The following is a 23,626-nucleotide window of genomic DNA, read 5'->3' on the forward strand; positions in this document are numbered from 1 at the left end:
TTGAGCCGATTGCCGTTAAGGGGGAGATTACCCCCCCCCACGATTGCCAAGCTGCACCTGCAAGCTTTGAGCCAGACGCTTCAGCCCTGCATCACCAGCTTGATATCGGCGGCCAGTTCACGCACGCGCTCTTCTTCGGTGTCCCACGAGCACATGAAACGTGCGCCGCCGTTGCCGATGAAGGTGTAGAAACGCCAGCCACGAGCGGTCAGTGCAGCAATGGCCGGCTCCGACAGTTGCAGGAACACGCCATTGGCCTGCACCGGGAACATCAGCTCCACGCCAGGAATGTCCTTGACCAGTTCGGCGAGCAGTTGCGCGCAGCGGTTGGCATGGCGGGCGTGTTTGAGCCAGGCGTCGTTTTCCAGCAGGCCGACCCACGGTGCAGACAGGAAACGCATCTTCGATGCCAGTTGCCCGGCCTGCTTGCAGCGATAATCGAAGTCTTCAGCCAGATCATGGTCGAAAAACAGAATGGCTTCGCCCACCGCCATACCGTTTTTGGTGCCGCCGAAGCACAACACGTCAACGCCGGACTTCCAGGTCAGTTCAGCCGGGGACGCCTCCAGAAAGGCGCAGGCATTGGAGAAACGGGCACCGTCCATGTGCAGATGCAGGCCCAGTTCCTTGCAGGTCGCGCTGATCGCCTTGAGTTCTTCCGGCTGATAAACGCCACCCACCTCGGTGGCCTGGGTCAGGGTCACGACGCGCGGCTTGGGGTAGTGAATGTCCTGACGCTTGAGCGCCACTTCACGAATCGATTCCGGGGTCAGCTTGCCGCCCGCGCTGCGGGCTGTCAGCAGTTTGGAGCCGTTGGAGAAAAACTCCGGCGCACCGCATTCATCGGTTTCGACGTGAGCCGTTTCCGAACAGATGACACTGTGGTAACTCTGGCACAGCGATGACAGCGCCAGCGAGTTGGCCGCCGTGCCGTTGAAGGCGAAAAATACTTCGCAGTCGGTTTCGAACAGTCGGCGGAAATCATCCGAAGCGCGTGCAGTCCATTGATCGTCACCATAAGCGCGTTGATGGCCCTTGTTCGCCTGCTCCATGGCCGCCCAGGCTTCAGGGCAGATACCGGAATAGTTGTCGCTGGCGAACTGTTGGCTTTGGTCTGTCATGGCCGATTCCTTATGGGCGATTATGGTGCGCACTGTAGCGACAATATAAGGTTCGGTCATGTGTTGGCTGCATGACGCAATTCCTCATTCAGGAGCAATATGGATCTTTCCAACCCGCCTTTTCTGCCCGGACGCAACAAGGCGCTGGACCTGCTCAAGTGGCTGGCGATGTTGAGTATGGTGCTTGACCACCTTCGCTATGTGGGCTGGTCAGTCGATTTTCTATACGTGCCGGGGCGTTTTGCCTTTCCCTGGTTCTGCCTGGCCATCGCCGTGAATCTTTCCCGGCGCAGCGCAGCCATCGTGGCCCCGCGGGTGCAATGGCGTTATCTGGGCTGGCTGCTGGTGTTTGCCGGGCTGGCGGAGATCCCGTATCGGCTGTTCATGGCTGACGCCACAGTGCTGAATGTAATGCCGACGCTGCTACTGGGGCTGGTGATCGCTCAGGGCTGGCAGCATCGCAATCCGACGACCCGAGTGATGGCCCTTGTCGCACTGCTGCTGACGGCGATCTTCCAGAAATACCTGATGTTTGGCTTTGCCGGTGTATTGCTGCCGCTGGTCTTTGTGCTGGTGCTGGAAAGAAGGCTTTGGTATGCGATATTTCCGGCGGTCTTTTGTCTGGCGGGTAATGCCTGGTCGCAGATGTTTGCCGGTGCGAGTTGGGGCGATCCGATTTCCATCGGTTCGATACTCACCTGCGTATTGGCGCCTGTACTGGGCATCGCGCTGCTGCGGACAAAGCCCGGGTTCGCAGTGATCCCTATGCGGCGCTGGGCCTATGCGATCTACCCGCTGCACTTTCTGCTGTTGCTGGGCTTGCGAATGGTGGTGGGCAGGGTTTGATCGGGAGTATGCAGTTATCCCACACACTTCTCGTTCCTCACGCTCCGCGTGGGAATGCAGTTCGTGACGCTCTGCGTCACACGGCGGTTTTTCTTTCGTTAGGTAGATTGGGGTTCGGCTCAGCTCACCTTTTCGCCCCTCGGCGACTCACTTTGAGGGACCAAAGTGAGCAAAGTCCTTCGCTCCTGTTTCCGGCCCGACTTCGTCGGGTTCCTTCGCCCTGTCACTGATCCGGGGGTCGCCGCAACGGGCCATCCATGGCCCGGTGCGGCTAGCCTGGCGTCCTGCCAGGCTACCCCCGGATCAGCGCCAGGACTCAGCCGTCACTTACGTCGCACTCTGCGTCGTCAAGTGCCACTGTGATAAAAAAGCGCTTCTTTATAGCGGCGCTGAGCGTCCGGAACGGCATGCCAACGCAGAGCATCGGCACGATAGTCAGGAACAGCGAGCTCTTGTAGGCGCGACGAGGCCGGGCGCTTTGGTATCAGCTGTTGGGCAGCAGCCGGCAGGTGATGCTCTTGATGTAGCGCGTTTCGGCAATGGCCGGGTGTACCGGATGGTCCGGGCCCTGGCCGCCGCGCTCGAGCAGCTGGATGTTGCGGTCCAGATGGCGGGCGCTGGTCAGGAGGATGTTCTGCAGGTCGTCTTCCGGCAGGTGCATCGAGCACGACGCGCTGACCAGAATGCCGTCCTTGCTGAGCAGGCGCATGGCTTGCTCGTTCAGGCGGCGGTAGGCGCCTTCACCGTTTTTCATGTCTTTCTTGCGTTTGATGAATGCAGGCGGGTCGGCGACGATTACGTCGAAACGCTCTTCTGCGGCTTTCAGTTCCTTGAGCGCTTCGAAAACATCGCCTTCGATGCAGGTCATCTTTTCGGCAAAACCGTTCAGGGCTGCGTTGCGCTCCACGCCATCGAGGGCGAAGGACGACGCGTCGACGCAGGTGACGTCGCTGGCACCGAAAGCCGCTGCCTGAATGCCCCAGCCGCCGATGTAGCTGTACAGGTCCAGCACACGCTTGCCTTTGACATAAGGGGCGATGCGCGCGCGGTTCATGCGGTGGTCATAGAACCAGCCGGTTTTTTGCCCGGCCATGACCGGTGCTTCGAACTTCACGCCGTTCTCTTCCAGCGCAACCCATTCCGGCACCAGACCGAAAACGGTTTCGACGTAACGATTCAGGCCTTCCGCATCGCGAGCCGCCGAATCGTTCTTGAACAGAATGCCGCTTGGCTTGATGACCTGAACCAGCGCCGCAATGATGTCTTCCTTGTGGTTTTCCATCGTGGCCGAGGCCAGTTGAACGACCAGAATGTCACCAAAACGGTCGACTACCAGACCCGGCAGCAGGTCGGAGTCGCCGTAGGTCAAACGGTAGAAAGGCTTGTCGAACAGGCGTTCACGCAGCGACAGCGCAACGTTGAGGCGATGGACGAGCAGCGACTTGTCGAGCGGCAGCTTGATGTCGCGGGACAGCAGGCGTGCGCAGATCAGGTTGTTGGGGCTCATGGCGACGATGCCCAGCGGCTTGCCGCCCGCAGCTTCGAGGATGGCCTGATCACCGGCTGCAAAACCATGCAGTGGAGTGGCGGCTACATCGATCTCGTTGCTGTAGACCCACAGATGACCGGCGCGCAAGCGGCGGTCGGCGTTGGCTTTGAGGCGCAAGCTAGGCAGGGACATGACGTCGCTCCTGAAAAAAGAGCGGGATTATAGCGCGTCATCCCGGCGCTGGGCCGGGATGACTGCAATTAACTGAAGGAATCTGTCAGGCAGACAGCGCTTCGATCAGTTTGCTGTTGAAGGCGGGGATATCATCGGGCTGGCGGCTGCTGATCAGTTTGCCGTCGGTGACGACTTCCTGATCGACCCATTTTGCGCCCGCGTTGACCAGGTCATCTTTCAGCGTCTTGAAGCTGGTCAGGGTTTTACCCTTTACCAGGCCTGCCGAGATCAACAGCCAGCTGCCATGGCAGATCACCGCCACTGGCTTGCCCGCGGCCTCGATGTCCTTGACGATCTTTTGCGCGTCGCTGTCTATGCGGATGGTGTCGGAGTTCTGTACACCGCCCGGCAGCACCACGCCATGATAGTCACTGGCGTTGGCAGCCTTGAACGTGCCGTCGATCTTGAAGTCATCGGCAGGTTTGTCGTGATTCCAGCCTTTGACCTTGCCCTCTTCAGCGGAAAGGATTTCCACGGTGGCGCCTGCTTGCTCCAACGCTTCTTTCGGACCGGTCAATTCAACCTGTTCGAAACCGTCGGTTACAAGAATTGCTATGCGTTTGCCAGTCAATGCTTTAGACATGGGATCCTCCAGTGTCGGGCTTAAGAGTAGCGTCTGGCAGGCCTTTTTGAAGCCGCCGTTTACGCCGTTAACACAACGTCCGAAGCTTCGTATAAGGCAAAGTTCCGAGAATATCTTCGTCTCGGGTGATGGACCGTTTCTCCGCAAGGGGTCAGAATCCAGTCATCAACGTGAGTGAATTCCTATGTCCGAAGAGCTAAGCCCAGAACAGATCCAGCAAGCGTTGCAGGGCATCAGTGTGCCTCCGCAGCCGCAAATCATGGTGGATCTGCAGATGGAGCAATACATGCCCGATCCGGACCTGGGGGCGATTGCACGATTGATCGCTCAGGATCCCGGGTTGTCCGGGGCGCTGTTGAAGATCGTCAACTCTCCACACTACGGCCTGTCCAACAAGATTGCCTCGATCGACAAGGCGGTAAACCTGCTGGGCAGTCGGACTGTGATCAACCTGATCAACGCGCAGTCGATCAGGGGCGAGATGACCGATGAAACCATCGTCGCGCTCAACCGTTTCTGGGATACGGCGCAGGATGTCGCGATGACCAGTCTGACCCTGGCCAAGCGCATTGGCTCGCAGACGGTGGACGAATCCTACGCCCTGGGCCTGTTTCACGACTGCGGCATACCGCTGATGCTCAAGCGTTTTCCCAACTACATGCCGGTGCTGGAAGAGGCCTACGCCAACGCGGGGCCCGATTGCCGCATCGTCGATACCGAAAACAGCGCCTTCGACACCAACCATTCGGTCGTCGGCTATTACACGGCCAAATCCTGGCGTCTGCCTGCACACGTTACCGACGCGATTGCCAATCATCACAACGCATTGGCGATTTTCCTGGACGATACCAGTCGCAATGCCACGCTCAAGAACCTCCTGGCTCCGCTGAAAATGGCCGAGCATATCTGCCAGTCCTATCGGGTGCTGGGCAATCAGGACGAGGATCACGAGTGGGAATGCATCGGTGCGCTGGTGCTGGACTACGTGGGCCTGTCCGAATATGACTTTGAATACCTGAGGGAAAGCATTCGCGAGCTGGGCGCGCGCTGATCCGGCGCCGCCCCGGCCTGTCCTTTCTGCACGACCGAGTTGTCCATGCCTGAATTACCTGAAGTCGAAACCACCCGTCGTGGCATTGCGCCGCATCTTGAAGGTCAGCGCGTCAGCCGCGTGATCGTGCGCGACAGCCGCTTGCGCTGGCCCATTCCCGAGGATCTGGACGTTCGCCTGTCCGGCCAGCGTATCGTGCAGGTGGATCGACGCGCCAAGTACCTGCTGATCCAGGCCGAGGTGGGCACCCTGATCAGTCACCTGGGTATGTCCGGGAATCTGCGTCTGGTCGAAGCCGGGCTTCCGGCGCTCAAACATGAGCACGTCGACATCGAACTGGAGTCCGGGCTGGCCTTGCGTTACACCGACCCGCGTCGTTTTGGCGCGATGCTCTGGAGTCTCGATCCGCACAACCACGAACTGTTGATCCGCCTGGGGCCGGAGCCGCTGACCGATCTTTTCGATGGCGAGCGTCTTTACGAGCGCTCGCGTGGCAAGTCGATCGCGGTCAAGCCGTTCGTCATGGACAACGCCGTTGTGGTCGGGGTGGGCAATATCTATGCGACCGAAGCGCTGTTCGCCGCCGGCACCGACCCGCGCCGCGAAGCGGGCAGTGTGTCCCGCGCGCGTTACCTGAAGCTGGCCATCGAGATCAAACGCATTCTGGCCTACGCTATAGAACGTGGCGGCACCACTCTGCGTGACTTCATCGGCGGTGACGGCAAGCCTGGGTATTTCCAGCAGGAATTGTTTGCGTATGGTCGTGGCGGTCAGCCATGCAAGGTGTGCGGTACGACGCTGCGTGAAGTCAAACTCGGCCAGCGCGCCAGCGTGTATTGCCCGAAATGTCAGCGCTGAAATACAGATGACAGGGGCTCTGGGCCATTTGCTTAACCCACAGCCCTGTTTATAGTGATGGCACCTTAATTATTTGCGACGCCTGAAGGATCAAGCCATGAGCCCGTTTCGTATTCTCGCTGCCGCGCTGGCGTTGTTCATCGGCCTGCAGGCGCTGCCAGTGGTGGCCGCCGATGTCACCACAGGCAGCGGCGATCCGGTCTACACCATCCAGAACCCACCTGCGTTTGCCATGATCGGTGACTTGCTGATTGCCCGCCCCTTGTTGATCGCGGCCACCGTTATCGGTACAGGACTGTTCGTGATCGCTGCGCCTTTTGCGGCGGCAGGCGGCAACCTTGGGGCAACAGGCAAGGCGCTGGTGGTGGATCCGGGCAAGGCAGCCTTCGTGCGTTGTCTGGGTTGCACGGGCGACGGGTACGGCAAGCAGCAGTGAAGGCGTAATCAAGCCTTGCTGGTGATGATCCGGTACTTGTCCATCAACTGCTCTTTGCTCTCGACGTGATTCTCATCCAGAGGGATGCAGTCGACCGGGCAAACCTGCTGACATTGAGGCTCGTCGTAGTGACCGACGCATTCGGTGCACAGGTTCGGATTGATCACGTAGATCTCCTCGCCTTGTGAAATCGCCTCGTTTGGGCACTCGGGTTCGCAGACGTCGCAATTGATGCAATCGTCAGTGATGATAAGGGACATGAATTGCTCCTGCCGCAGCCGACGCCGGGGCACATTAAAACCAATGCGGCGAATTGTGCCGCATTAGGCTTCGGGATGCACCTTCACATGCAGCGAGTCTAGCGCTTGAAGCGCTCGGTCAGCGCCTGGGCCACTGCAGGATGAACGAATTTGGTGATATCACCGCCCAACGCGGCGATTTCACGCACTAACGTCGAGGATATGAACGAGTAGCGCTCCGAGGGCGTCAGGAACAGGCTTTCGACGTCCGGTGCCAGCTGGCGATTCATATTGGCCAACTGAAACTCGTATTCGAAGTCCGATACGGCACGAAGTCCGCGCAGAAAGACGTTGGCATTCTGCTCCTTGGCAAAATGCGCCAGCAGGGTCGAAAAACCGACCACCTCCACATTGGGCAAGTGCTTGGTGACTTCGCGGGCCAGCTCGACGCGTTGCTCCAGAGGGAACAGCGGGTTTTTCTTCGGGCTGGCGGCAACCGCAATGACCACTTGGTCGAACAGGCGCGAGGCGCGCTCGACCAAATCTCCATGGCCCTTGGTAATCGGGTCGAAGGTGCCTGGGTACAACACTCGGTTCATCGCGTCGTCCTGGTCGGAGTCCGTTGTGGGACTCGGATGGTATCGCAGCCTTCCCGATGGGCCAAGCTGCGCGGCAGGTATCAAACGTCGTATTGCGCCGATTATCGGCCATGTTTATGTTGAAATCCCTGATTTTGGGGCTATTTAGCGCAGTCACAGCGGCTGGTCGGCCGATGAAAAACTTTGTAAGACGGACACTGATTGACGAGCGGGATGTCATCCGGATTTTCGATCCGTCCGGTCTTGGCCCGGGCGGGTGTGCCTGCGTCGACGTGACACCCTTATCGCCGCGATTCTGCCACCATCGCAGTATCAGCCTGCGCTAAGATTGCCATCACCTGATCAGCAAAGAGTGGCCTGGCCCAGCATGGCACCGCGTACCAAAACCCGTGAACGAATCGTGCAAACCAGTCTGGAACTGTTCAATCAGCAGGGCGAGCGTTGCGTGACCACCAATCACATCGCTGCGCACATGGAAATCTCGCCCGGCAATCTCTATTACCACTTTCCCAACAAGCAGGCGATCATCGCCGAACTGTTCTCCGAGTACGAGATGCTGATCGGCAGTTTCCTGACCCTGCCAGCCGACCGTGCGCCGACCATCGAGGATAAGCGCGATTACTTCCTGGCGATTATCGACGCCATGTGGCGCTACCGTTTTCTGCAGCGTGATCTTGAGCACCTGCTGACCTCGGATGAGGAGTTGGCGCGGCGTTATCGGCGTTTTTCGTACCGCTGTCTGATGCAGGCGATGACCATCTACCGGGGATTCATCAAGGCGGGCATCCTGAAAATGGATGAGTCGCAGATCGAGTGGACCAGTCTTAACACCTGGATCGTCCTGACGTCGTGGGTGCGTTTTCTGTGCACCAATCGGGAAAACTCCACGCAGATCAACCAATCGGCTATTCGACGTGGCGTCTATCAGGTACTTATGCTCGAATCTGTTTTTGTCGCGCCTCAGTCTCGCGAAGCGTTCGATGCCCTGTGCAAGACGTTTCACGCGTCACTGCCCGAGGTTCTGATGTGAATTCCGGGACTGACGAGCAGCCAGCTTGTCGGTTCTCTGCCACAGGAGTGTGTCATGTCCATTGCGCAACTGATCAACCCTGAGCAACTGGCTGAACGCCAGAAAACTCCAGGCCTGGTGATTCTCGATTGCCGTTACGCGCTCGAAGATTCCGACTACGGTCAACGCAGTTACGCCCAGGGGCGTATTGAGGGCGCGTCTTTTGCCGATCTGAAGCGCGACCTCAGCGGGCCTGCTATCAAAGGCAAGACCGGACGTCATCCACTGCCCGATCCCGCCGCTTTGCTGCAATGCTTTCAGGCTTGGGGCATCAACGCCGACAGCGATGTTGTGCTGTATGACGATGGTCCGGGAATGTATGCCGCGCGGGTCTGGTGGTTGCTGGCCTGGATGGGCAAGCGCGAAGGCGTCTACCTGCTCGATGGCGGGCTGAAGGCCTGGCACGCTGCGGGGCTGCCGTTGAGCCTGGATGCGCCGAATCGTGAGCCCGGTCATTTCAGCGGCGAGCCGAACATGTCCATGGTGCTCAGCGGCAGTCGCTTGCAGGGTCGTCTGGGACGCCCGGAAATGACCCTGATCGATGCCCGTGCCGAAGCCCGCTTTCGAGGCGACGTAGAACCTCTGGATCCGGTTGCCGGGCATATTCCCGGTGCGCAGTGTGCAGCCTGTACTGACAACCTCGGTCCCGATGGACGCTTTTTGCCGCCCGAACAGCTCAGGCAGCGTTTCGCTGAAAAGCTGCAGGGCCGCCCGCCGGAGAGTCTGGTCTCCTATTGCGGTTCAGGTGTCACCGCCTGCCACAACCTGTTCGCCCTGTGTCTGGCCGGCTATCCGCTGGCAACGCTGTATGCGGGTTCGTGGAGTGAATGGATCACCGATCCTGAACGGGAAATCGCCACGGGCGCCGATTGATTCGTTATCAACTCGTGAGCGAGCCGTCGCGCGCGTGGGCGGCGCATAGCCACAGCGGGATGCGGCGTTCGAGGTAGTAACGCGGATTACGAAGCGAGCCTTCGACGAAGCCGACATGCCCGCCTTTGGTGTGCAGTTCGAATTCGGTGCAGGACGACAGCTCGCTGGGTTCGGGCAGGCTGTGAGGGAATACGAATGGGTCGTCGCTGGACTGGATGATCAGCGTCGGCGTCTGAATCTGGCCCAGGTAGTAGCGGCTGGACGCTCTGCGGTAATAATCCGTGGCATCGGTAAACCCATGCAACGGCGCAGTCACCCGGCCATCGAAGTCCCAGAAGGTGCGCATGTTCTCCAGTGAGCCCAGCGCGGCGAGCTCGGCCAGGCCCTCGCTGATGCCTTCATGCTGGAACCGATGCTGCTTGTCACGGATATAAGCCAGCATTTCGCGCATGAAGTGCCGCTGATAAACCCGCGAGAAGCCTTGGCCGATACGGTTGGCACATTCGTCCAGACGGAACGGCACGGACACCGCCACGGCGCCCCTTAAATCACTGTTGGCGCCGGATTCGCCGAGGTACTTGAGCAATACATTGCCGCCCAGTGAATACCCCACCGCATAAATCGGAGCCAATGGCCGCAGCGAGCGCAAATGAGCGATCACTTCGGCCAGGTCCTCGCTCGCGCCTGAGTGATAACTGCGCGACAGCAAATTGGGTTCTCCCGAGCAACCGCGCCAGTTCAACGCCACACTCGGCCAGCCCTGCGCTGCCATGGCCTTTTGCAGGCCGGCAACATAGGGCGAGTTGGACGACCCGGTCAGGCCGTGCAGTACCAGCACCAAGGGTTTATCGGACTCATCCGGGCCATGCCAGTCCATGTCCAGAAAGTCCCCGTCCTGCAACCACAACCGCTCTCGCGTACGCGCCAGCAGCGTCGGCTTGCGCAGCAGCGGTCCCCAAAGCGTCTGCAAATGCGGATTGCCCATGCCGACGGCCGGGACGAATGGATTGGCATGGGACAGAAAGGTAGGGCGTGTGGACACGTGCTTGCTCAACGATCAGTTCAGGGGCTGAAGCTGTACGTTGCCATTAAGTGGTCCGGGATGTAAGTGGCTTGACGGTGTCGTTGCGTATAGAAGTGCGTTTGGTGACGCTCTGCATCGCAAAAGAGTACGCACAGCGTCCAGAACGGCATGCGACGCGGAGCGTCGCACGATAGTTGTAGTTGCTCCAGGGTGGGAATGCCTTTCATGACGCTCTGCGTCGTCAACAGGGCGCGGAACGTTCAGAGCTGCATGCCAAACGCGGAGCATTGGTTCGTGAGCTGTCAGCCCTGGCTCCGCTGCCACAACGCGTAATACACCTGACCAGCCTTTTTCTCGCGGTGCAATCGCCAGCTGCCCGGCAAGCCGGTGGTCGATGGCGGTGTTTCGCTTTCGGTGTAAATCCAGGCGGTGTCGGCCAGCCAGCCGTGGCTTTCCAGCAGGTTGCAGGCTGAAGCCAGCAGGCCCTGATGGAAGGGCGGGTCGAGGAACACCACGTCGAAGGGCGAGGCGGTGGCGGTTTCCAGGTGGCGCAGGGCGTCGGTCTGGGAGACCTGACCGCTGCTGCAGTTCAGCGCATTGAGGTTCTGGCGCAGGCTGGCGATGGCTGCCGCGTTGCTGTCCAGGGCCAGGCCCATGCTGGCGCCACGCGACAAGGCTTCGAAATACAGCGCGCCGCTGCCCGTGAAAACGTCCAGCACCCGGGCACCGGCGATGTAGGGTGCCAGCCAGTTGAACAGGGTTTCGCGCACGCGATCAGGTGTCGGGCGCAGGCCGGGGGCGTCGGGGAAGGTCAGGCGGCGGCTGCCCCATTCTCCGCCGATGATACGAAGCTGACCCAGGCCGTTGTGGCCCTTCGGACGTGGATTGGCCATCAGTGTTCCGGGACCCCTGCAGGTTGGCGGACGGGTTTGTCGGTCGGCGCCGGCAAGGGTTTTTGCTCAACGGTCGGACCCACGGTGACGATGACCATCTTGTCAGCGCTGAGGTGTTTGCTCATTGCCGCTTTCACCTGTTCGACGGTCACGTTCTGCGCGGCGGCCATGTAGTCCTCGAGGTAGGTCAACGGCAGGTTGTAGAAACCGATGGCACCCAACTGGCCCACGATGGCCGAATTGCTGGCTGCAGTCAGCGGGAAGCTGCCGGTCAGTTCGCGCTTCACATCGTCGACTTCTTTCTGGGTCGGACCGTTGGCGAGGAAGTCGCGAACGATGTCCTGCACCAGCTTGAGGGTGTTTTCGCTCATTTCCGCACGCGTCTGCAGGCCGATCATGAACGGCCCCGCCACCTGCATGGCAGTGAAGCCGGAAGACACGCCGTAGGTCAGGCCGCGTTTTTCCCGCACTTCGGTCATCAGTCGGCTGCCGAAGCCGCCACCGCCCAATACCGAGTTACCCACGGTCAGTGCCGCGTAATCCGGATCGTTACGGTCGATGCCCAACTGCGCGAGCATCAGGTGCGTCTGGTTGGAGGCAAATTCGATGTGCGTGATGCCTGCCTTGGGCTCGACCGGGTCAGCGACCTTGGCCAGCGCCGGGCCTTTGGGCAACGAGGCAGATACCTGTGCCGCGATGGCCTGCGCGTCGTCTCGCGACAGGTCTCCGACCAGAGCAATCACTGCATTGCCCGCTGCATAGCCTTTGGCGTGGAACGCCTTGAGCTGAGCCAGAGTGATGGCATTGACGCTCTTGGCGTCGCCTTCGCTTGGATGAGCGTAGGGGTGATCACCGTACAGACGATTGAACAGTTCCTTGCTGGCGATAGCGCCAGGGTTCTGTTTCTGAGTCTCGAAGCTGGCGATCAACTGGTTCTTGATGCGGGCCAGAGAATCGGCAGGGAAGGTGGGCTTGCCCACGACCTCACTGAACAGCTTCAGGGCCGGATCGCGCTTGTCCGCAGCACTCAGGCTGCGCAACGAGACCACCGCCATATCACGGTAGGACCCGTTGCTGAAGTCGGCGCCCAGGCCCTCGAAGCCTTGGGCGATCGCGTTGACGTCCTTGCCTTTGATGCCCTCGTTGAGCATGGCGTTGGTCAGCAGGGCAATGCCGGGGGATTTCTGGTCCTGGCTGCTACCGGCGGCGAACGTCAGGCGCATGTCGAACATGGGCAATTCGCGGGATTCCACGAACAGCACCCGGGCGCCCTCGGCGGTATTCCAGGTCTGGATGTTCAGGGCGCGACGGGCCGGAGCCTTGCCGTCCAGTTCCTTGAGGGTCTGCAGGTTGCTGCCCAGCGCGGGAGCGGCCTGGCCCTGCTCGGCAGGCGCGTCGTCGGCCAGGGCTGGCAGTGCGACAAAGGCGCCGAGCGAACCGGCCAGGATCAGGCCAAGCAGCGCATGACGTGGAGCATTGCGCGTGATCATTTGGCTTTCTCCTCAGGCAGAACGTGCGCAACGCTGAGGCGCTCACGGGTGAAATAGGTGTTGGCAGCTTTCTGGATGTCTTGCGGGGTCACGCTTTGCAGCGCCTCCAGTTCATTGTCCATCAGCTTCCAGGACAGGCCGACGGTTTCCAGCTCTCCGATCATGGTCGCCTGGCTGGTGATCGAGTCGCGCTCGTAGACCACACCGGCAATGACCTGAGCCCGGACACGCTCCAGCTCCTCGGCGGACGGTGCCTTGGTTTTCAGCTCATCGAGCAGGCGCCAGATCCCGGCTTCCACATCGGCCAGGGTTTTCTTCTTCTGCAGGTTGGGTGTGGCGCTGATCATGAACAGGCTGTCGCCGCGAGCGAACGCGTCGTAACGCGACGAGGCACCGGAGACCAACTCTTCGCCACGTTCCAGGCGCGATGAAATGCGTGCGCTGTAGCCACCGTCGAGCAGCGCTGCGATCAGACGCAGGGCGTTCGCCGAGCGGGGATCTTCAGCGGTTGCGACACTGGGTACGTTGAAACCGTAGATCAGACTCGGCAACTGGGTTTTGACGTGCAGGGTGATCTTGCGCTCGCCTGGCTCGGCCAGTTCCAGTGGTTTTTTCGAAGGCGGTACATCGCGGCGCGGGATCGACCCGAAGAAGCGCTCTGCCAAGGCTTTGACTTCGTCCGGCTGCACATCACCGACGACCACCAGCGTGGCGTTGTTCGGCGCATACCAGGATTCGTACCAGTGGCGCAGTTCTTCGACCTTCATGCGCTCCAGGTCCGCCATCCAGCCGATGGTCGGCGTGTGATAGCCGCTGGCAGGGTAGGCCATTGCCTTGAAGCGCTCGAACGCCTTGCCCATTGGCTGGTCGTCAGTACGCAGGCGACGCTCTTCCTTGATGACCTCAATCTCGCGGCTGAATTCGTCGGCGGGCAATTTCAGGGTTGCCATGCGATCGGCTTCCAGCTCCAGCGCGACGTTCAGGCGGTCACGCGCCAGCACCTGGTAATAGGCGGTGTAGTCGTCGCTGGTGAACGCATTCTCTTCAGCGCCCAGATCGCGGAGAATCAGCGAGGACTCGCCCGGCCCGGTTTTGCTGCTGCCTTTGAACATCATGTGTTCAAGTGCGTGGGACAGACCGGTCTGGCCCGGCGTTTCGTAGCTGGAGCCGACCTTGTACCAGATCTGCGATACCACCACAGGAGCGCGGTGGTCTTCGCGAACAATAACCTTCAGGCCATTGTCGAGGGTGAATTCGTGAGTCGGTTGCGGATCAGCAGCCAATGCTGTCAAAGGCAGACAAATTGTGCTGAGCAGCAGGCCTGCGGCGCGGCGGGCAAGAGCATTCATTCGTAGTTTGAACCTGTAGGACGGCCCGCTTGAACTTAGCGTCGGCGGGCGCGGGGGTGTTAGGATACTGATCCGTTTGCTTCAGAGACAGCCTTCACTGGCCGATTGCGAGTGAAACCTGTCTGAAACGCAGGTAAAGGTAGCTGCACACGCGGCCGATGAGTGAACAAGAAGTCCTAAACGCAGTCTGTTTTGCATGTCAGAATTTTTCCGGGTCGCCCTCTGGCGCCCCGCAACCTTGAGATAGCCGTCCTCCATGTTTGGTTCCAACGACGACAAGAAGACCCCAGCCGAGGCTGGAGAGAAGAAAGGCCTGTTCGGATGGTTGCGCAAGAAGCCGCAGCAAACCGAGTCGAAGCCAGCAGAATCATCCCCGACGCAACCCGACCCGATCGCCGATCAGGTTGCAGCGACGCCGCAGGTTGAGCCTCATGTTGCCTCGCAATCGGTGTCTGAAGTCACCGTCGAAGCGGCTGAGCCTGCCTCGCAACGTCATGTCGAGCCCGGTGCTCCGTCGCCCCAGCCCTGGCTGACCTTGCCGGTGACTGAAGAGCCGGTGGCATTGAGTGACGAGCGAGAGCCGCATGTCACGCCGGCCATCCCTGAACAGAACCATGCCCCTGTTGCGCCCGAACCGCGGGAGCCTGAACCCGTCATAGCGGAGCCGGTGGCGGATATCGTGCCGCTCGCGATGCCTGAGCCGGTCCTGGTTCAACCTGTTGCAGAGCCTGAGCCAGTGGTCGCGCAGGCAATGCCGCAACCTGTTCAGCCTGCTGCGCAAGCGGTTGCAGTGCCGGCGCCCGCACCGACACCTGAGCCAGAAACCGGCAAGGTCGGCTTCTTTGCGCGTCTCAAGCAGGGCCTGTCGAAGACCAGTGCCAGCATCGGCGAAGGCATGGCCAGCCTGTTTCTGGGCAAGAAGGCCATCGATGATGATCTGCTGGAAGAAATCGAAACCCGCCTGCTGACCGCCGATGTCGGCGTTGAGGCCACCTCGGTCATCATCAAGAGCCTGACTCAGAAGGTCGCGCGCAAGCAGTTGACCGACGCCCAAGCGTTGTACACCTCGTTGCAGGGCGAACTGGCTGCGATGCTCAAGCCTGTCGAGCAACCGCTGGTGATAAAGGCCGAACACAAGCCGTTCGTGATTCTGGTGGTCGGCGTCAATGGCGCGGGCAAGACCACCACCATCGGCAAGCTGGCCAAGAAGCTGCAACTGGAAGGCAAGAAGGTCATGCTGGCGGCGGGCGACACGTTCCGCGCTGCAGCCGTCGAGCAATTGCAGGTCTGGGGTGAGCGTAATCACATACCGGTCATCGCTCAGCACACCGGTGCCGACTCGGCTTCTGTCATCTTCGATGCCGTGCAGGCTGCCAAGGCTCGTGGCATCGACGTGCTGATCGCCGACACCGCCGGACGTCTGCACACCAAGGACAATCTGATGGAGGAGTTGAAGAAGGTTCGCCGCGTGATCGGCAAGCTGGACGCAGATGCCCCTCACGAAGTCCTGCTGGTCCTCGATGCGGGCACCGGGCAGAACGCTATCAATCAGGCCAAGCAATTCAACCAGACCGTCACGCTGACCGGGCTGGCGCTGACCAAGCTGGACGGCACCGCCAAGGGCGGCGTGATTTTCGCTTTGGCCAAGCAGTTCGGCTTGCCGATTCGCTATATCGGCGTTGGTGAAGGTATCGATGATCTGCGTACCTTCGAGGCCGAACCCTTTGTTCAGGCACTGTTTGCGGAGCGGGAGCGTCCATGATTCGATTCGAGCAGGTCGGTAAGCGCTACCCGAATGGACATGTCGGGTTGCATGAACTGAGCTTTCGAGTACGTCGCGGCGAGTTTTTGTTCGTCACCGGTCATTCCGGTGCCGGCAAAAGCACGCTGCTGCGCCTGTTGCTGGCCATGGAGCGTCCGACCACCGGCAAACTGATGCTGGCCGGTCAGGATCTTGGGCAAATCAGCAACGCACAAATCCCGTTTCTGCGTCGTCAGATCGGCGTGGTATTCCAGAATCACCAGTTGCTGTTCGATCGCACGGTGTTCAACAACATTGCGTTGCCTTTGCAGATCCTCGGCCTGTCCAAGCCCGAAATCGCCAAGCGGGTCGATTCGGCGCTTGAGCGGGTAGCGTTGTCCGACAAGGCCGAGTTGTACCCGGGTGACCTCTCTACCGGTCAGCAACAGCGTGTCGGCATTGCCCGCGCCATTGTTCACCGTCCGGCCCTGCTGCTCGCCGATGAACCGACCGGTAACCTCGACCCACGGCTGGCGGCGGAGATCATGGGTGTGTTTGAAGATATCAACCGACTGGGGACCAGCGTGCTGATTGCCAGTCACGACCTGGCATTGATCGCCCGCATGCGTCATCGCATGCTGACCCTGCAGCGCGGTCGTCTGATCGGTGACGGGGAGGCCGGAGTATGAGTGCCACACGCAGCCCCAAGGTTTCAGAGCGCGTCGCGCCAAAAGCGGCCGATCCGCTACCGCCGAAACAGAAAAAACAGCGCCACGACCACGATGACGATGGCCCTGATTTCAGTGCGCTGATGTCCGCCTGGCTGGAAAGCCATCGTTCCAGTCTACTGGACAGCCTGCGACGCCTGGGCAAACAGCCGATTGGCAGCTTTTTTACGTGTCTGGTGATGGCGATTGCCTTGAGCCTGCCGATGGGCTTGTCGTTGCTGCTGAGCAATGTCGAGCGTCTGGGTGGTTCATGGCAGCGCGCGGCGCAGATTTCGATTTATCTGAATCTGGATGCCAGTACTGCCGACGGCACGCGCCTGCGCGATGAAATCAAGGCGATGCCCGGTGTGGCAGATGCCGAGTACATCAGCAGCGAACAGGCATTGGGGGAGTTCAAGCAGCAGTCCGGGTTAGGCGAGGCGCTCAAGGAATTGCCGGAGAACCCGCTTCCGGGCGTGGTGCTGGTGACGCCGGACGAAGTGGACAAACCTGCGCTGGAAGCCTTGCGTACGCGACTCGCCGGATTACCTAAAGTAGAACAGGCGCAACTGGACCTGGTCTGGGTAGAAAGGCTGGCCGCGATCCTCAAACTGGGTGACCGTTTCGTTTTCGGCTTGACGGTTCTGCTGGTCTCGGCTTTGCTGTTAGTAATTGGTAACACAATTCGTCTACACATTGAAAACCGCCGCATCGAAATTGAAGTGATCAAGCTGGTGGGCGGTACCGACAGCTACGTGCGCAGGCCTTTCCTTTATATGGGCGCGCTGTACGGCTTCGGGGCGGGCATCCTGTCCTGGGGCGTTCTGGCTTATGGCCTGAACTGGCTGAACGGCGCGGTTGTCGGACTGGCAGGTCTCTATGGAAGTGACTTTGCGCTGGCCGGTGTGCCGATGGGTGATGGTCTTTCCCTCTTGCTTGGAGCGGTTCTGTTAGGGTATATCGGTGCCTGGATTGCGGTGGCCCGACATCTTCGTGAACTGGCGCCCCGGTAGAGCCACATTATTGTTTCATCAGACTGGCCTCTGAAAATCAAGGAACTTGGTTAGCGGTTCCGGGTCAATCTGGCTAATGCTGAACTGCACATAACCTGTGCGCTGGAGGTTTTTTCGTATGACCACTTCTTTGCAACCTGCTTATGCTCTAGTCCCGGGTGCGAACCTCGAGGCCTACGTGCACACGGTCAACAGCATTCCTTTGCTGACGCCCGAGCAGGAGCGTGAACTGGCTGAGAGTCTCTACTATGAGCAGGATCTGGACGCGGCCCGTCAAATGGTCCTCGCCCACCTGCGATTCGTCGTGCACATCGCGCGCAGTTATTCGGGTTACGGTCTGGCTCAGGCCGACCTGATCCAGGAAGGTAACGTCGGTCTGATGAAGGCCGTGAAGCGTTTCAACCCGGAAATGGGCGTGCGTCTGGTGTCCTTCGCCGTGCACTGGATCAAGGCTGAAATTCACGAGTTCATCCTGCGTAACTGGCGCATCGTCAAGGTCGCCACGACCAAGGCGCAGCGCAAGCTGTTCTTCAACCTGCGCAGCCAGAAGAAGCGTCTGGCCTGGCTGAACAACGATGAAGTGCATCGCGTCGCTGAAAGCCTGGGCGTCGAGCCGCGTGAAGTGCGTGAGATGGAAAGCCGTCTGACGGGCCATGACATGGCCTTCGACCCGGCAGCCGAGGCGGATGACGACAGCGCGTTCCAGTCGCCAGCCAATTATCTGGAAGACCACCGCTACGACCCGGCGCGTCAACTGGAAGACTCCGACTGGACCGACAACTCCACCGCCAATCTGCATCAGGCGCTGGACGTGCTGGACGAACGCAGCCGCGACATCCTCTACCAGCGCTGGCTGGCAGAAGAAAAAGCCACGCTGCACGACCTGGCGCAGAAGTACAACGTTTCTGCAGAGCGTATTCGTCAGCTGGAAAAAAGCGCGATGAACAAGCTCAAGACGTCGATTGCCGCGTAAGGCTGCCTAACAACGAAAAACGCCCCGAGATAATCGGGGCGTTTTTGTTTGTGTATCAGCTATCGTGCGACGCTCTGCATCGGTATGCCGTTCTGGACGCTCTGCGTCCTCTTCTCCGAACTAGCGCCAGCCCATCACCAGCGACGACTGCTGTTCAATCCCCGCAAATACTCATCCCCACCCAATTGACGCATTTGCTGACGAATCCAGCCCGCGCGGCGGGAGACATAGCTGCTCGGGTGGCTGGCGCTCCACTGGCGCGGGTTGGGCAGGACGGCGGCGAGGTAGCTGGCCTGCTGGGCGGAAAGCGCGCTGGCGTTGGTGCGGAAGTGATGTTGCGCCGCAGCCTGGGCGCCGAATACACCTTCGTCCCACTCGACACTGTTGAGGTACACCTCGAGGATGCGCTCCTTGGACCAGAGCAGTTCGATCAGCATGGTGAACCAGGCTTCCAGCCCCTTGCGCAGGTAGCTGCGGCCGGACCACAGGAACAGGTTTTTCGACACCTGCTGGCTGAGCGTGCTGGCACCGCGTATCGAGCCGCCGCGCTCGTTGTGCAGGATGGCCGCTTGAATGGCGTCGACGTCGAAACCCCAATGCTCGGCAAACTTCTGGTCTTCGCCGGCAATGACCGCAATTTTCAGGTCGTCGGAGATTTTGTCCCACGGTTCCCAGTCGCGTTGCAGGTCGATAGGCTCGCCATCGACCCAGGATTCGACTTTGCGCTCGACCATCAGCGCACTGCCCGGTGGCGGCACCCAGCGCAAAACCAGAACCACGAGAACACTGCCTGCGGCGAACCACAGCAGGGCTTTGACAATACGACGAAGAATAGACTGCAGCATAGAGATGGCTTGGCCGAACCCGTTGAACGGGCCATTATACAGACCGTGCGCCTTTCGACGATTTTTCACTGGAGTTCCTGATGCTTCGTAGCTTTTTGATGCTGGCCGCTTTCTTCGGCTTCACCGGTGTCGCCCTGGGCGCATTTGCTGCCCACGGTCTCAAGGAACGCCTGAGTGCCGAGTATCTGGCGGTGTTCCACACTGGTGTGCTTTATCAGCTGATTCACGCGCTGGCCCTGCTCGGCGTGGCGATACTGGCAACGCACATCCCCGGGCGCCTGATCACCTGGGCCGGATTCTCCTTCGCGGTCGGTATCCTGCTGTTTTCCGGCAGCCTCTACGCGCTGACCCTGACCGGTTTCAGCAAGCTTGGCATCATCACGCCGTTCGGTGGGCTGGCATTTCTGTTCGGCTGGTCGATGCTCGGTCTGGCGGCCTGGAGGCTGGGCTCGCCTCCTTGAGCGCCTGCTCCCCGGAAAGCAGGCCGCGCTTGAGACGAATGGCGTGGCTTTGCCTTGGTCATACCGGCTGATCGGGCTAGAATGCTGGCCCCCTAAAATGATGGCTGCTCTCGCATGCACATTCAGTTGAACGGCGAACCCTTTGAATTGCCCGATGGCGAAACCGTCGCGGCATTGCTGACCCGTCTGGACCTTGCAGGGCGCCGGGTCGCGGTGGAACTGAACCTGGATATCGTGCCGCGCAGTCAACATGCGGCGACCGTCCTGAGTGAAGGCGATCAGGTCGAAGTGGTTCATGCCATTGGCGGTGGCTAGTTCGCAATCCGCACTGCGCCCAACCCAATCTGCACGTTATGAGGATTTCCGATGAGCAATGTTCGCAGCGACAAGCCCTTCGTCCTGGCCGGTCGGACTTTCGAGTCGCGCCTGCTGGTAGGCACCGGCAAGTACATCGATATGGAACAGACCCGTCTGGCCATCGAAGCCTCGGGCGCCGAGATCGTGACCGTTGCCGTGCGCCGTACCAACCTGGGCCAGAATCCCGGCGAGCCGAACCTGCTGGACGTGCTGCCGCCTGATCGCTACACCATATTGCCGAACACCGCTGGCTGCTTCGATGCGACCGAGGCCGTGCGCACCTGCCGCCTGTCCCGCGAACTGCTCGACGGCCGCAATCTGGTCAAGCTCGAAGTGCTGGCCGACCAGAAAACCCTGTTCCCGAATGTGATCGAAACCCTCAAGGCCGCCGAGATCCTGGTCAAGGACGGTTTCGACGTGATGGTCTACACCAGTGATGACCCGATCATCGCCCGTCAGCTGGCCGAAATCGGCTGTATCGCGATCATGCCGCTGGCCGGCCTGATCGGCAGCGGTCTGGGTATCTGCAACCCGTACAACCTGCAGATCATTCTTGAAGAAACCAAAGTGCCGGTGCTGGTCGATGCAGGTGTCGGTACTGCCTCCGATGCCACCATCGCGATGGAACTGGGCTGTGAAGCCGTATTGATGAACTCGGCCATCGCCCATGCCCAGCAGCCGGTGATGATGGCCGAAGCCATGAAGCACGCCGTAATTGCCGGTCGTCTGGCCTACCTGGCCGGGCGCATGCCACGAAAACTCTATGCCAGCGCGTCTTCGCCGCTGGATGGCCTGATCAAGTAAGAGCCCGTTGATGACTGATTCGCACGTTCCGCACCCAGAGTCGCCTGCTGTCGAAGAAGGCGAAGAGCGCCCGCACCGCCGCATCAAGAGTTTTGTGATGCGTGCCGGCCGCATGACCGAAGGTCAGCAGCGCGGCCTCGATCAAGGCCTCCCGCTGTATGGCCTGTCGCTGACCGACACGCCTGTTGATTTCGATCAGGTATTCGGTCGCTCTGCGCCGCGTACGCTGGAAATCGGCTTCGGCATGGGCCACTCGCTGCTGGAAATGGCCGCTGCGGCTCCCGAGCACGACTTCATCGGTGTCGAGGTGCACTCTCCAGGCGTAGGCGCATTGCTCAACGGCGTACTCACCCAGGGGCTGACCAATGTGCGCGTCTACGATTGCGACGCCATTGAAGTGCTGAACCGCTGCGTTGCGGACAACAGCCTGGATCGACTGATGCTGTTCTTCCCGGACCCGTGGCACAAGAGTCGTCACCACAAGCGCCGTATCGTGCAGCCTGAATTTGCCGCACTGGTGCGCAGCAAGCTGAAGGAAGGCGGCGTGTTCCACATGGCCACTGATTGGGGCCCGTACGCGGAATACATGCTGGAAGTGATGAGCGTGGCGCCCGGTTATCGCAACCAGGCCGAAGACAACCAGTACGTTCCGCGCCCTGCGGAACGGCCGATCACCAAGTTCGAGCGCCGTGGCGAGAAGCTCGGACACGGCGTCTGGGATCTGAAGTTCGAGAAAGTCGACTGACCGGGTTTGCGGGTTGCTGACAACCCGCAATGTCGTGTCGCTTACTGAATCTCGTCCGGCTTGACGATCACCCAGTTCTTGTCCGCCGTGACCGGCAGCTTCTCCTTGGCCTGAGCTTCGGCATTGTCCTTGATCATGCCGTTCAGCTGGGTCATGTACTTGTCCTTGCGGTTGATCCACAAGTGCACGCCGCCCTTGCTCACGTCGACGCTGTGAAACAGCATGTAGCCGTCGCTGGTCGGGGTATCGCCGCCGACCAGGACCGGTTTTTTCCACTGGTCGATGTAGGTCAGAATGGCCGCCTGCTTGCCCGCCATCCAGGTTGCCGGTGTCCACAGGTATGGCGTCAGCTCCAGACCCATGTTGCTTTTCGGATCGTATTTGCCCGCTGTGATCTGCTTGCGTGCGGTGGTCAGCTCGCCTGTTTTGCGGTCCTTGAGCAGCGTGCTCACGCCGATCACATTCTGCGGTTTGACGTTGTAGCCGTACTTCGGGTCGGCAGCGACCATACGCACCAGCTCTTCGGACGCGGCGGTCATCACATACACCTCGATGCCGTTTTCCATCAGCTTGTTGTACAGCTCGGTCTGCCCGGTGAATACCCGCGGCGGTTCGACATTGAGCTGCTTGACGGTATCGCCTTCGTAGTAGGTCGCAGGGATCGGCTTTTTCAGGGCCATCAGCTCATCGACATAGCCTTTGAGCTCCTGAAGCGTAAAGCCGGAAAACACCTGCGCGACCCACGGGTAGCAGACCATGTCGTCTATTTCGCAAAGACGATAGTAGTAGCTGAACAGGCTTTCCTTGTGCTCGGCGGTGTCTTTGAAGGGGATCAGCTTGAGCGAGGGATCGAGTTTTTCGCGGGTGATCAGGCCTTTGTTTTCCATGTACGGCAGCAGCGACTCTTCGAGGTCGAAGCGGTAGCTGGTGTTGTCCATGTCGAAGACTGCGTAATTGCCCTTGTTGGCATTCGCCGCAATCATCGCGTCGAGCGCCTTGGCAGCAGGCTCGGGCCAATGCTTCAATTCGGTGGCCGCGATAGCCTGGCTGGCAAGCCCGAAGCAGACGGCAGCAGCCAACAGTTTTGGCACGAGTTTCATAGGCGATTTCCCCTTGTCGAAAAAACGAAGGGGCAGACCGTAACAAATTATTGTGAAGGCAAAAGTACGTCAGCGACCCGAAAAAGGCCAAATGACGCCGTTTGCCCCTTTATTTGCGACAGTGAAACCAAAAACGACACTTTTGTTGCAGTTTTTCGTCAGCGGCCGCAATTGCTCCAGAAATTGCTGATCAGACGCGTTCCCACACTTCGAAGTTGTAGGCAGGCTTGTCATCGACGGCGGCGTTTTCGATGTTGGATACCAGCGCCCACTGCGCCGTATCGAATTCAGGAAACCACGCGTCGCCATCAGGGCTCAGTGCCACGCGAGTCAGGTACAGGCGATCCGCCTCGGGAAGGCCCTGGGCATAAAGCTGCGCGCCGCCGATCAGCATCACCTCGTCGACACCCTGTTCCTGCGCCCACTGCTCGGCGCGCACGACGGCGGCGTCCAGCGAAGCGAAGACTTCCGCGCCTTCAAGCTGCAGATCAGTCTGGCGGCTGACCACCAGGTTGAGGCGGCCAGGCAGCGGGCGACCCAACGAATCCCAGGTCTTGCGGCCCATGATGATCGGCTTGCCGAGCGTCGTTGCCTTGAAGTATTTGAAATCCCCCGGCAAATGCCAGGGCATGGAATTGTCGACGCCAATCACTCGGTTTTCACCAAGGGCGGCAATCAGGCTGAGGGGGAGATGAGTTTTCATGCCGCGAGGATATCAGAGGTCGC

At 59.9% G+C, this 23,626-nt stretch carries 26 protein-coding genes; 14 read left to right on the top strand and 12 right to left on the bottom strand.

What is annotated here, in order from left to right; genetic code table 11:
- Positions 1-80: 80 nt before the first annotated feature.
- Positions 81-1,121 carry a threonine aldolase family protein gene (locus tag BT119_RS22680; protein ID WP_003432507.1) on the bottom strand — a complete coding sequence of 347 codons (1,041 nt, stop codon included), beginning with the start codon at positions 1,119-1,121 and terminating at the stop codon, positions 81-83.
- 99 nt (positions 1,122-1,220) lie between these two features.
- Between BT119_RS22680 and BT119_RS22685 the strand changes: the two genes are divergently transcribed.
- The gene (locus BT119_RS22685) at positions 1,221-1,967 is read left to right on the top strand and encodes a TraX family protein (protein WP_072366968.1); all 747 of its coding nucleotides are present in this window, start codon (positions 1,221-1,223) and stop codon (positions 1,965-1,967) included.
- Between the two features lie 484 nt (positions 1,968-2,451).
- On the opposite strand, the gene BT119_RS22695 is transcribed toward BT119_RS22685, so the two are convergent.
- On the bottom strand, positions 2,452-3,648 hold the full coding sequence (locus BT119_RS22695; protein WP_003372549.1) for a class I SAM-dependent rRNA methyltransferase: 1,197 nt from the start codon (positions 3,646-3,648) through the stop codon (positions 2,452-2,454).
- An 85-nt stretch (positions 3,649-3,733) separates the two neighbouring features.
- The gene (locus BT119_RS22700; RefSeq protein WP_003372548.1) at positions 3,734-4,273 is read right to left on the bottom strand and encodes a type 1 glutamine amidotransferase domain-containing protein; all 540 of its coding nucleotides are present in this window, start codon (positions 4,271-4,273) and stop codon (positions 3,734-3,736) included.
- Between the two features lie 238 nt (positions 4,274-4,511).
- Between BT119_RS22700 and BT119_RS22705 the strand changes: the two genes are divergently transcribed.
- From BT119_RS22705 to BT119_RS22715, 3 genes are all read left to right on the top strand, one after another.
- A complete protein-coding gene (locus tag BT119_RS22705) occupies positions 4,512-5,324 on the top strand; it encodes an HDOD domain-containing protein (RefSeq protein ID WP_170846043.1) in 813 nt (270 codons plus the stop codon).
- 45 nt (positions 5,325-5,369) lie between these two features.
- Entirely contained in the window at positions 5,370-6,182 is an 813-nt protein-coding gene (gene mutM / locus BT119_RS22710) for a bifunctional DNA-formamidopyrimidine glycosylase/DNA-(apurinic or apyrimidinic site) lyase (protein WP_072366969.1), read from the top strand.
- A gap of 97 nt (positions 6,183-6,279) precedes the next feature.
- Entirely contained in the window at positions 6,280-6,618 is a 339-nt protein-coding gene (locus BT119_RS22715; RefSeq protein ID WP_072366970.1) for a multidrug transporter, read from the top strand.
- 8 nt (positions 6,619-6,626) lie between these two features.
- Here the strand turns inward: BT119_RS22715 and BT119_RS22720 are convergent, their stop codons facing one another.
- Both BT119_RS22720 and coaD read right to left on the bottom strand, forming a co-directional pair.
- Entirely contained in the window at positions 6,627-6,878 is a 252-nt protein-coding gene (locus tag BT119_RS22720; protein ID WP_003316325.1) for a YfhL family 4Fe-4S dicluster ferredoxin, read from the bottom strand.
- A 98-nt stretch (positions 6,879-6,976) separates the two neighbouring features.
- Positions 6,977-7,456 (bottom strand): pantetheine-phosphate adenylyltransferase, encoded by a 480-nt coding sequence (gene coaD / locus BT119_RS22725; RefSeq protein WP_003348749.1) that lies wholly within the window; start codon positions 7,454-7,456, stop codon positions 6,977-6,979.
- A 367-nt stretch (positions 7,457-7,823) separates the two neighbouring features.
- Between coaD and BT119_RS22730 the strand changes: the two genes are divergently transcribed.
- Both BT119_RS22730 and BT119_RS22735 read left to right on the top strand, forming a co-directional pair.
- On the top strand, positions 7,824-8,486 hold the full coding sequence (locus tag BT119_RS22730; RefSeq protein ID WP_072366971.1) for a TetR/AcrR family transcriptional regulator: 663 nt from the start codon (positions 7,824-7,826) through the stop codon (positions 8,484-8,486).
- A 54-nt stretch (positions 8,487-8,540) separates the two neighbouring features.
- Positions 8,541-9,398, top strand: coding sequence for a sulfurtransferase (locus BT119_RS22735; protein WP_072366972.1), 858 nt, complete (start codon positions 8,541-8,543; stop codon positions 9,396-9,398).
- A 7-nt stretch (positions 9,399-9,405) separates the two neighbouring features.
- Here BT119_RS22735 and BT119_RS22740 read toward each other — a convergent pair whose 3' ends face one another.
- The 4 genes from BT119_RS22740 to BT119_RS22755 form a co-directional block, all read right to left on the bottom strand.
- The gene (locus BT119_RS22740) at positions 9,406-10,440 is read right to left on the bottom strand and encodes a hydrolase (RefSeq protein WP_072367015.1); all 1,035 of its coding nucleotides are present in this window, start codon (positions 10,438-10,440) and stop codon (positions 9,406-9,408) included.
- A gap of 284 nt (positions 10,441-10,724) precedes the next feature.
- A complete protein-coding gene (gene rsmD / locus BT119_RS22745) occupies positions 10,725-11,315 on the bottom strand; it encodes a 16S rRNA (guanine(966)-N(2))-methyltransferase RsmD (RefSeq protein ID WP_046720104.1) in 591 nt (196 codons plus the stop codon).
- A complete protein-coding gene (locus BT119_RS22750) occupies positions 11,315-12,805 on the bottom strand; it encodes a M16 family metallopeptidase (RefSeq protein ID WP_072366973.1) in 1,491 nt (496 codons plus the stop codon). Before BT119_RS22750 ends, rsmD begins: the two co-directional genes overlap by 1 nt.
- Positions 12,802-14,154: a M16 family metallopeptidase gene (locus BT119_RS22755; protein ID WP_003372526.1), complete on the bottom strand. Its 1,353-nt coding sequence runs from the start codon at positions 14,152-14,154 to the stop codon at positions 12,802-12,804. Before BT119_RS22755 ends, BT119_RS22750 begins: the two co-directional genes overlap by 4 nt.
- A 256-nt stretch (positions 14,155-14,410) precedes the next feature.
- Between BT119_RS22755 and ftsY the strand changes: the two genes are divergently transcribed.
- The 4 genes from ftsY (at position 14,411) to rpoH (ending at position 18,588) form a co-directional block, all read left to right on the top strand.
- Positions 14,411-15,916 (top strand): signal recognition particle-docking protein FtsY, encoded by a 1,506-nt coding sequence (gene ftsY, locus BT119_RS22760; RefSeq protein WP_058396367.1) that lies wholly within the window; start codon positions 14,411-14,413, stop codon positions 15,914-15,916.
- Positions 15,913-16,584: a cell division ATP-binding protein FtsE gene (ftsE, locus tag BT119_RS22765; protein WP_002555631.1), complete on the top strand. Its 672-nt coding sequence runs from the start codon at positions 15,913-15,915 to the stop codon at positions 16,582-16,584. The genes ftsY and ftsE overlap by 4 nt, the downstream gene beginning before the upstream one ends.
- Entirely contained in the window at positions 16,581-17,615 is a 1,035-nt protein-coding gene (ftsX, locus tag BT119_RS22770) for a permease-like cell division protein FtsX (RefSeq protein ID WP_003372518.1), read from the top strand. Before ftsE ends, ftsX begins: the two co-directional genes overlap by 4 nt.
- A gap of 118 nt (positions 17,616-17,733) precedes the next feature.
- Complete coding sequence (gene rpoH / locus BT119_RS22775; protein ID WP_002555629.1) at positions 17,734-18,588, top strand: RNA polymerase sigma factor RpoH; 855 nt, start codon at positions 17,734-17,736, stop codon at positions 18,586-18,588.
- A gap of 134 nt (positions 18,589-18,722) precedes the next feature.
- Here rpoH and mtgA read toward each other — a convergent pair whose 3' ends face one another.
- Positions 18,723-19,433, bottom strand: coding sequence for a monofunctional biosynthetic peptidoglycan transglycosylase (gene mtgA, locus BT119_RS22780; RefSeq protein WP_003432530.1), 711 nt, complete (start codon positions 19,431-19,433; stop codon positions 18,723-18,725).
- 80 nt (positions 19,434-19,513) lie between these two features.
- Between mtgA and BT119_RS22785 the strand changes: the two genes are divergently transcribed.
- From BT119_RS22785 to trmB, 4 genes are all read left to right on the top strand, one after another.
- Positions 19,514-19,894 (top strand): DUF423 domain-containing protein, encoded by a 381-nt coding sequence (locus BT119_RS22785; RefSeq protein ID WP_003372515.1) that lies wholly within the window; start codon positions 19,514-19,516, stop codon positions 19,892-19,894.
- 114 nt (positions 19,895-20,008) lie between these two features.
- Complete coding sequence (thiS, locus tag BT119_RS22790; protein WP_003372514.1) at positions 20,009-20,209, top strand: sulfur carrier protein ThiS; 201 nt, start codon at positions 20,009-20,011, stop codon at positions 20,207-20,209.
- A gap of 51 nt (positions 20,210-20,260) precedes the next feature.
- Positions 20,261-21,055: a thiazole synthase gene (locus tag BT119_RS22795; protein WP_003304387.1), complete on the top strand. Its 795-nt coding sequence runs from the start codon at positions 20,261-20,263 to the stop codon at positions 21,053-21,055.
- A gap of 97 nt (positions 21,056-21,152) precedes the next feature.
- Positions 21,153-21,800 carry a tRNA (guanosine(46)-N7)-methyltransferase TrmB gene (gene trmB, locus BT119_RS22800; protein ID WP_217636672.1) on the top strand — a complete coding sequence of 216 codons (648 nt, stop codon included), beginning with the start codon at positions 21,153-21,155 and terminating at the stop codon, positions 21,798-21,800.
- Between the two features lie 41 nt (positions 21,801-21,841).
- Here trmB and BT119_RS22805 read toward each other — a convergent pair whose 3' ends face one another.
- The gene (locus BT119_RS22805) at positions 21,842-22,900 is read right to left on the bottom strand and encodes an HAD family hydrolase (RefSeq protein ID WP_024661887.1); all 1,059 of its coding nucleotides are present in this window, start codon (positions 22,898-22,900) and stop codon (positions 21,842-21,844) included.
- Between the two features lie 190 nt (positions 22,901-23,090).
- Positions 23,091-23,603 carry a dihydrofolate reductase gene (locus tag BT119_RS22810; protein WP_003432534.1) on the bottom strand — a complete coding sequence of 171 codons (513 nt, stop codon included), beginning with the start codon at positions 23,601-23,603 and terminating at the stop codon, positions 23,091-23,093.
- Positions 23,604-23,626 lie beyond the last annotated feature (23 nt).

This window comes from Pseudomonas sp. NFACC10-1 (genome assembly GCF_900119195.1).
Classification (GTDB): Bacteria; Pseudomonadota; Gammaproteobacteria; order Pseudomonadales; family Pseudomonadaceae; genus Aquipseudomonas; species Aquipseudomonas cerasi.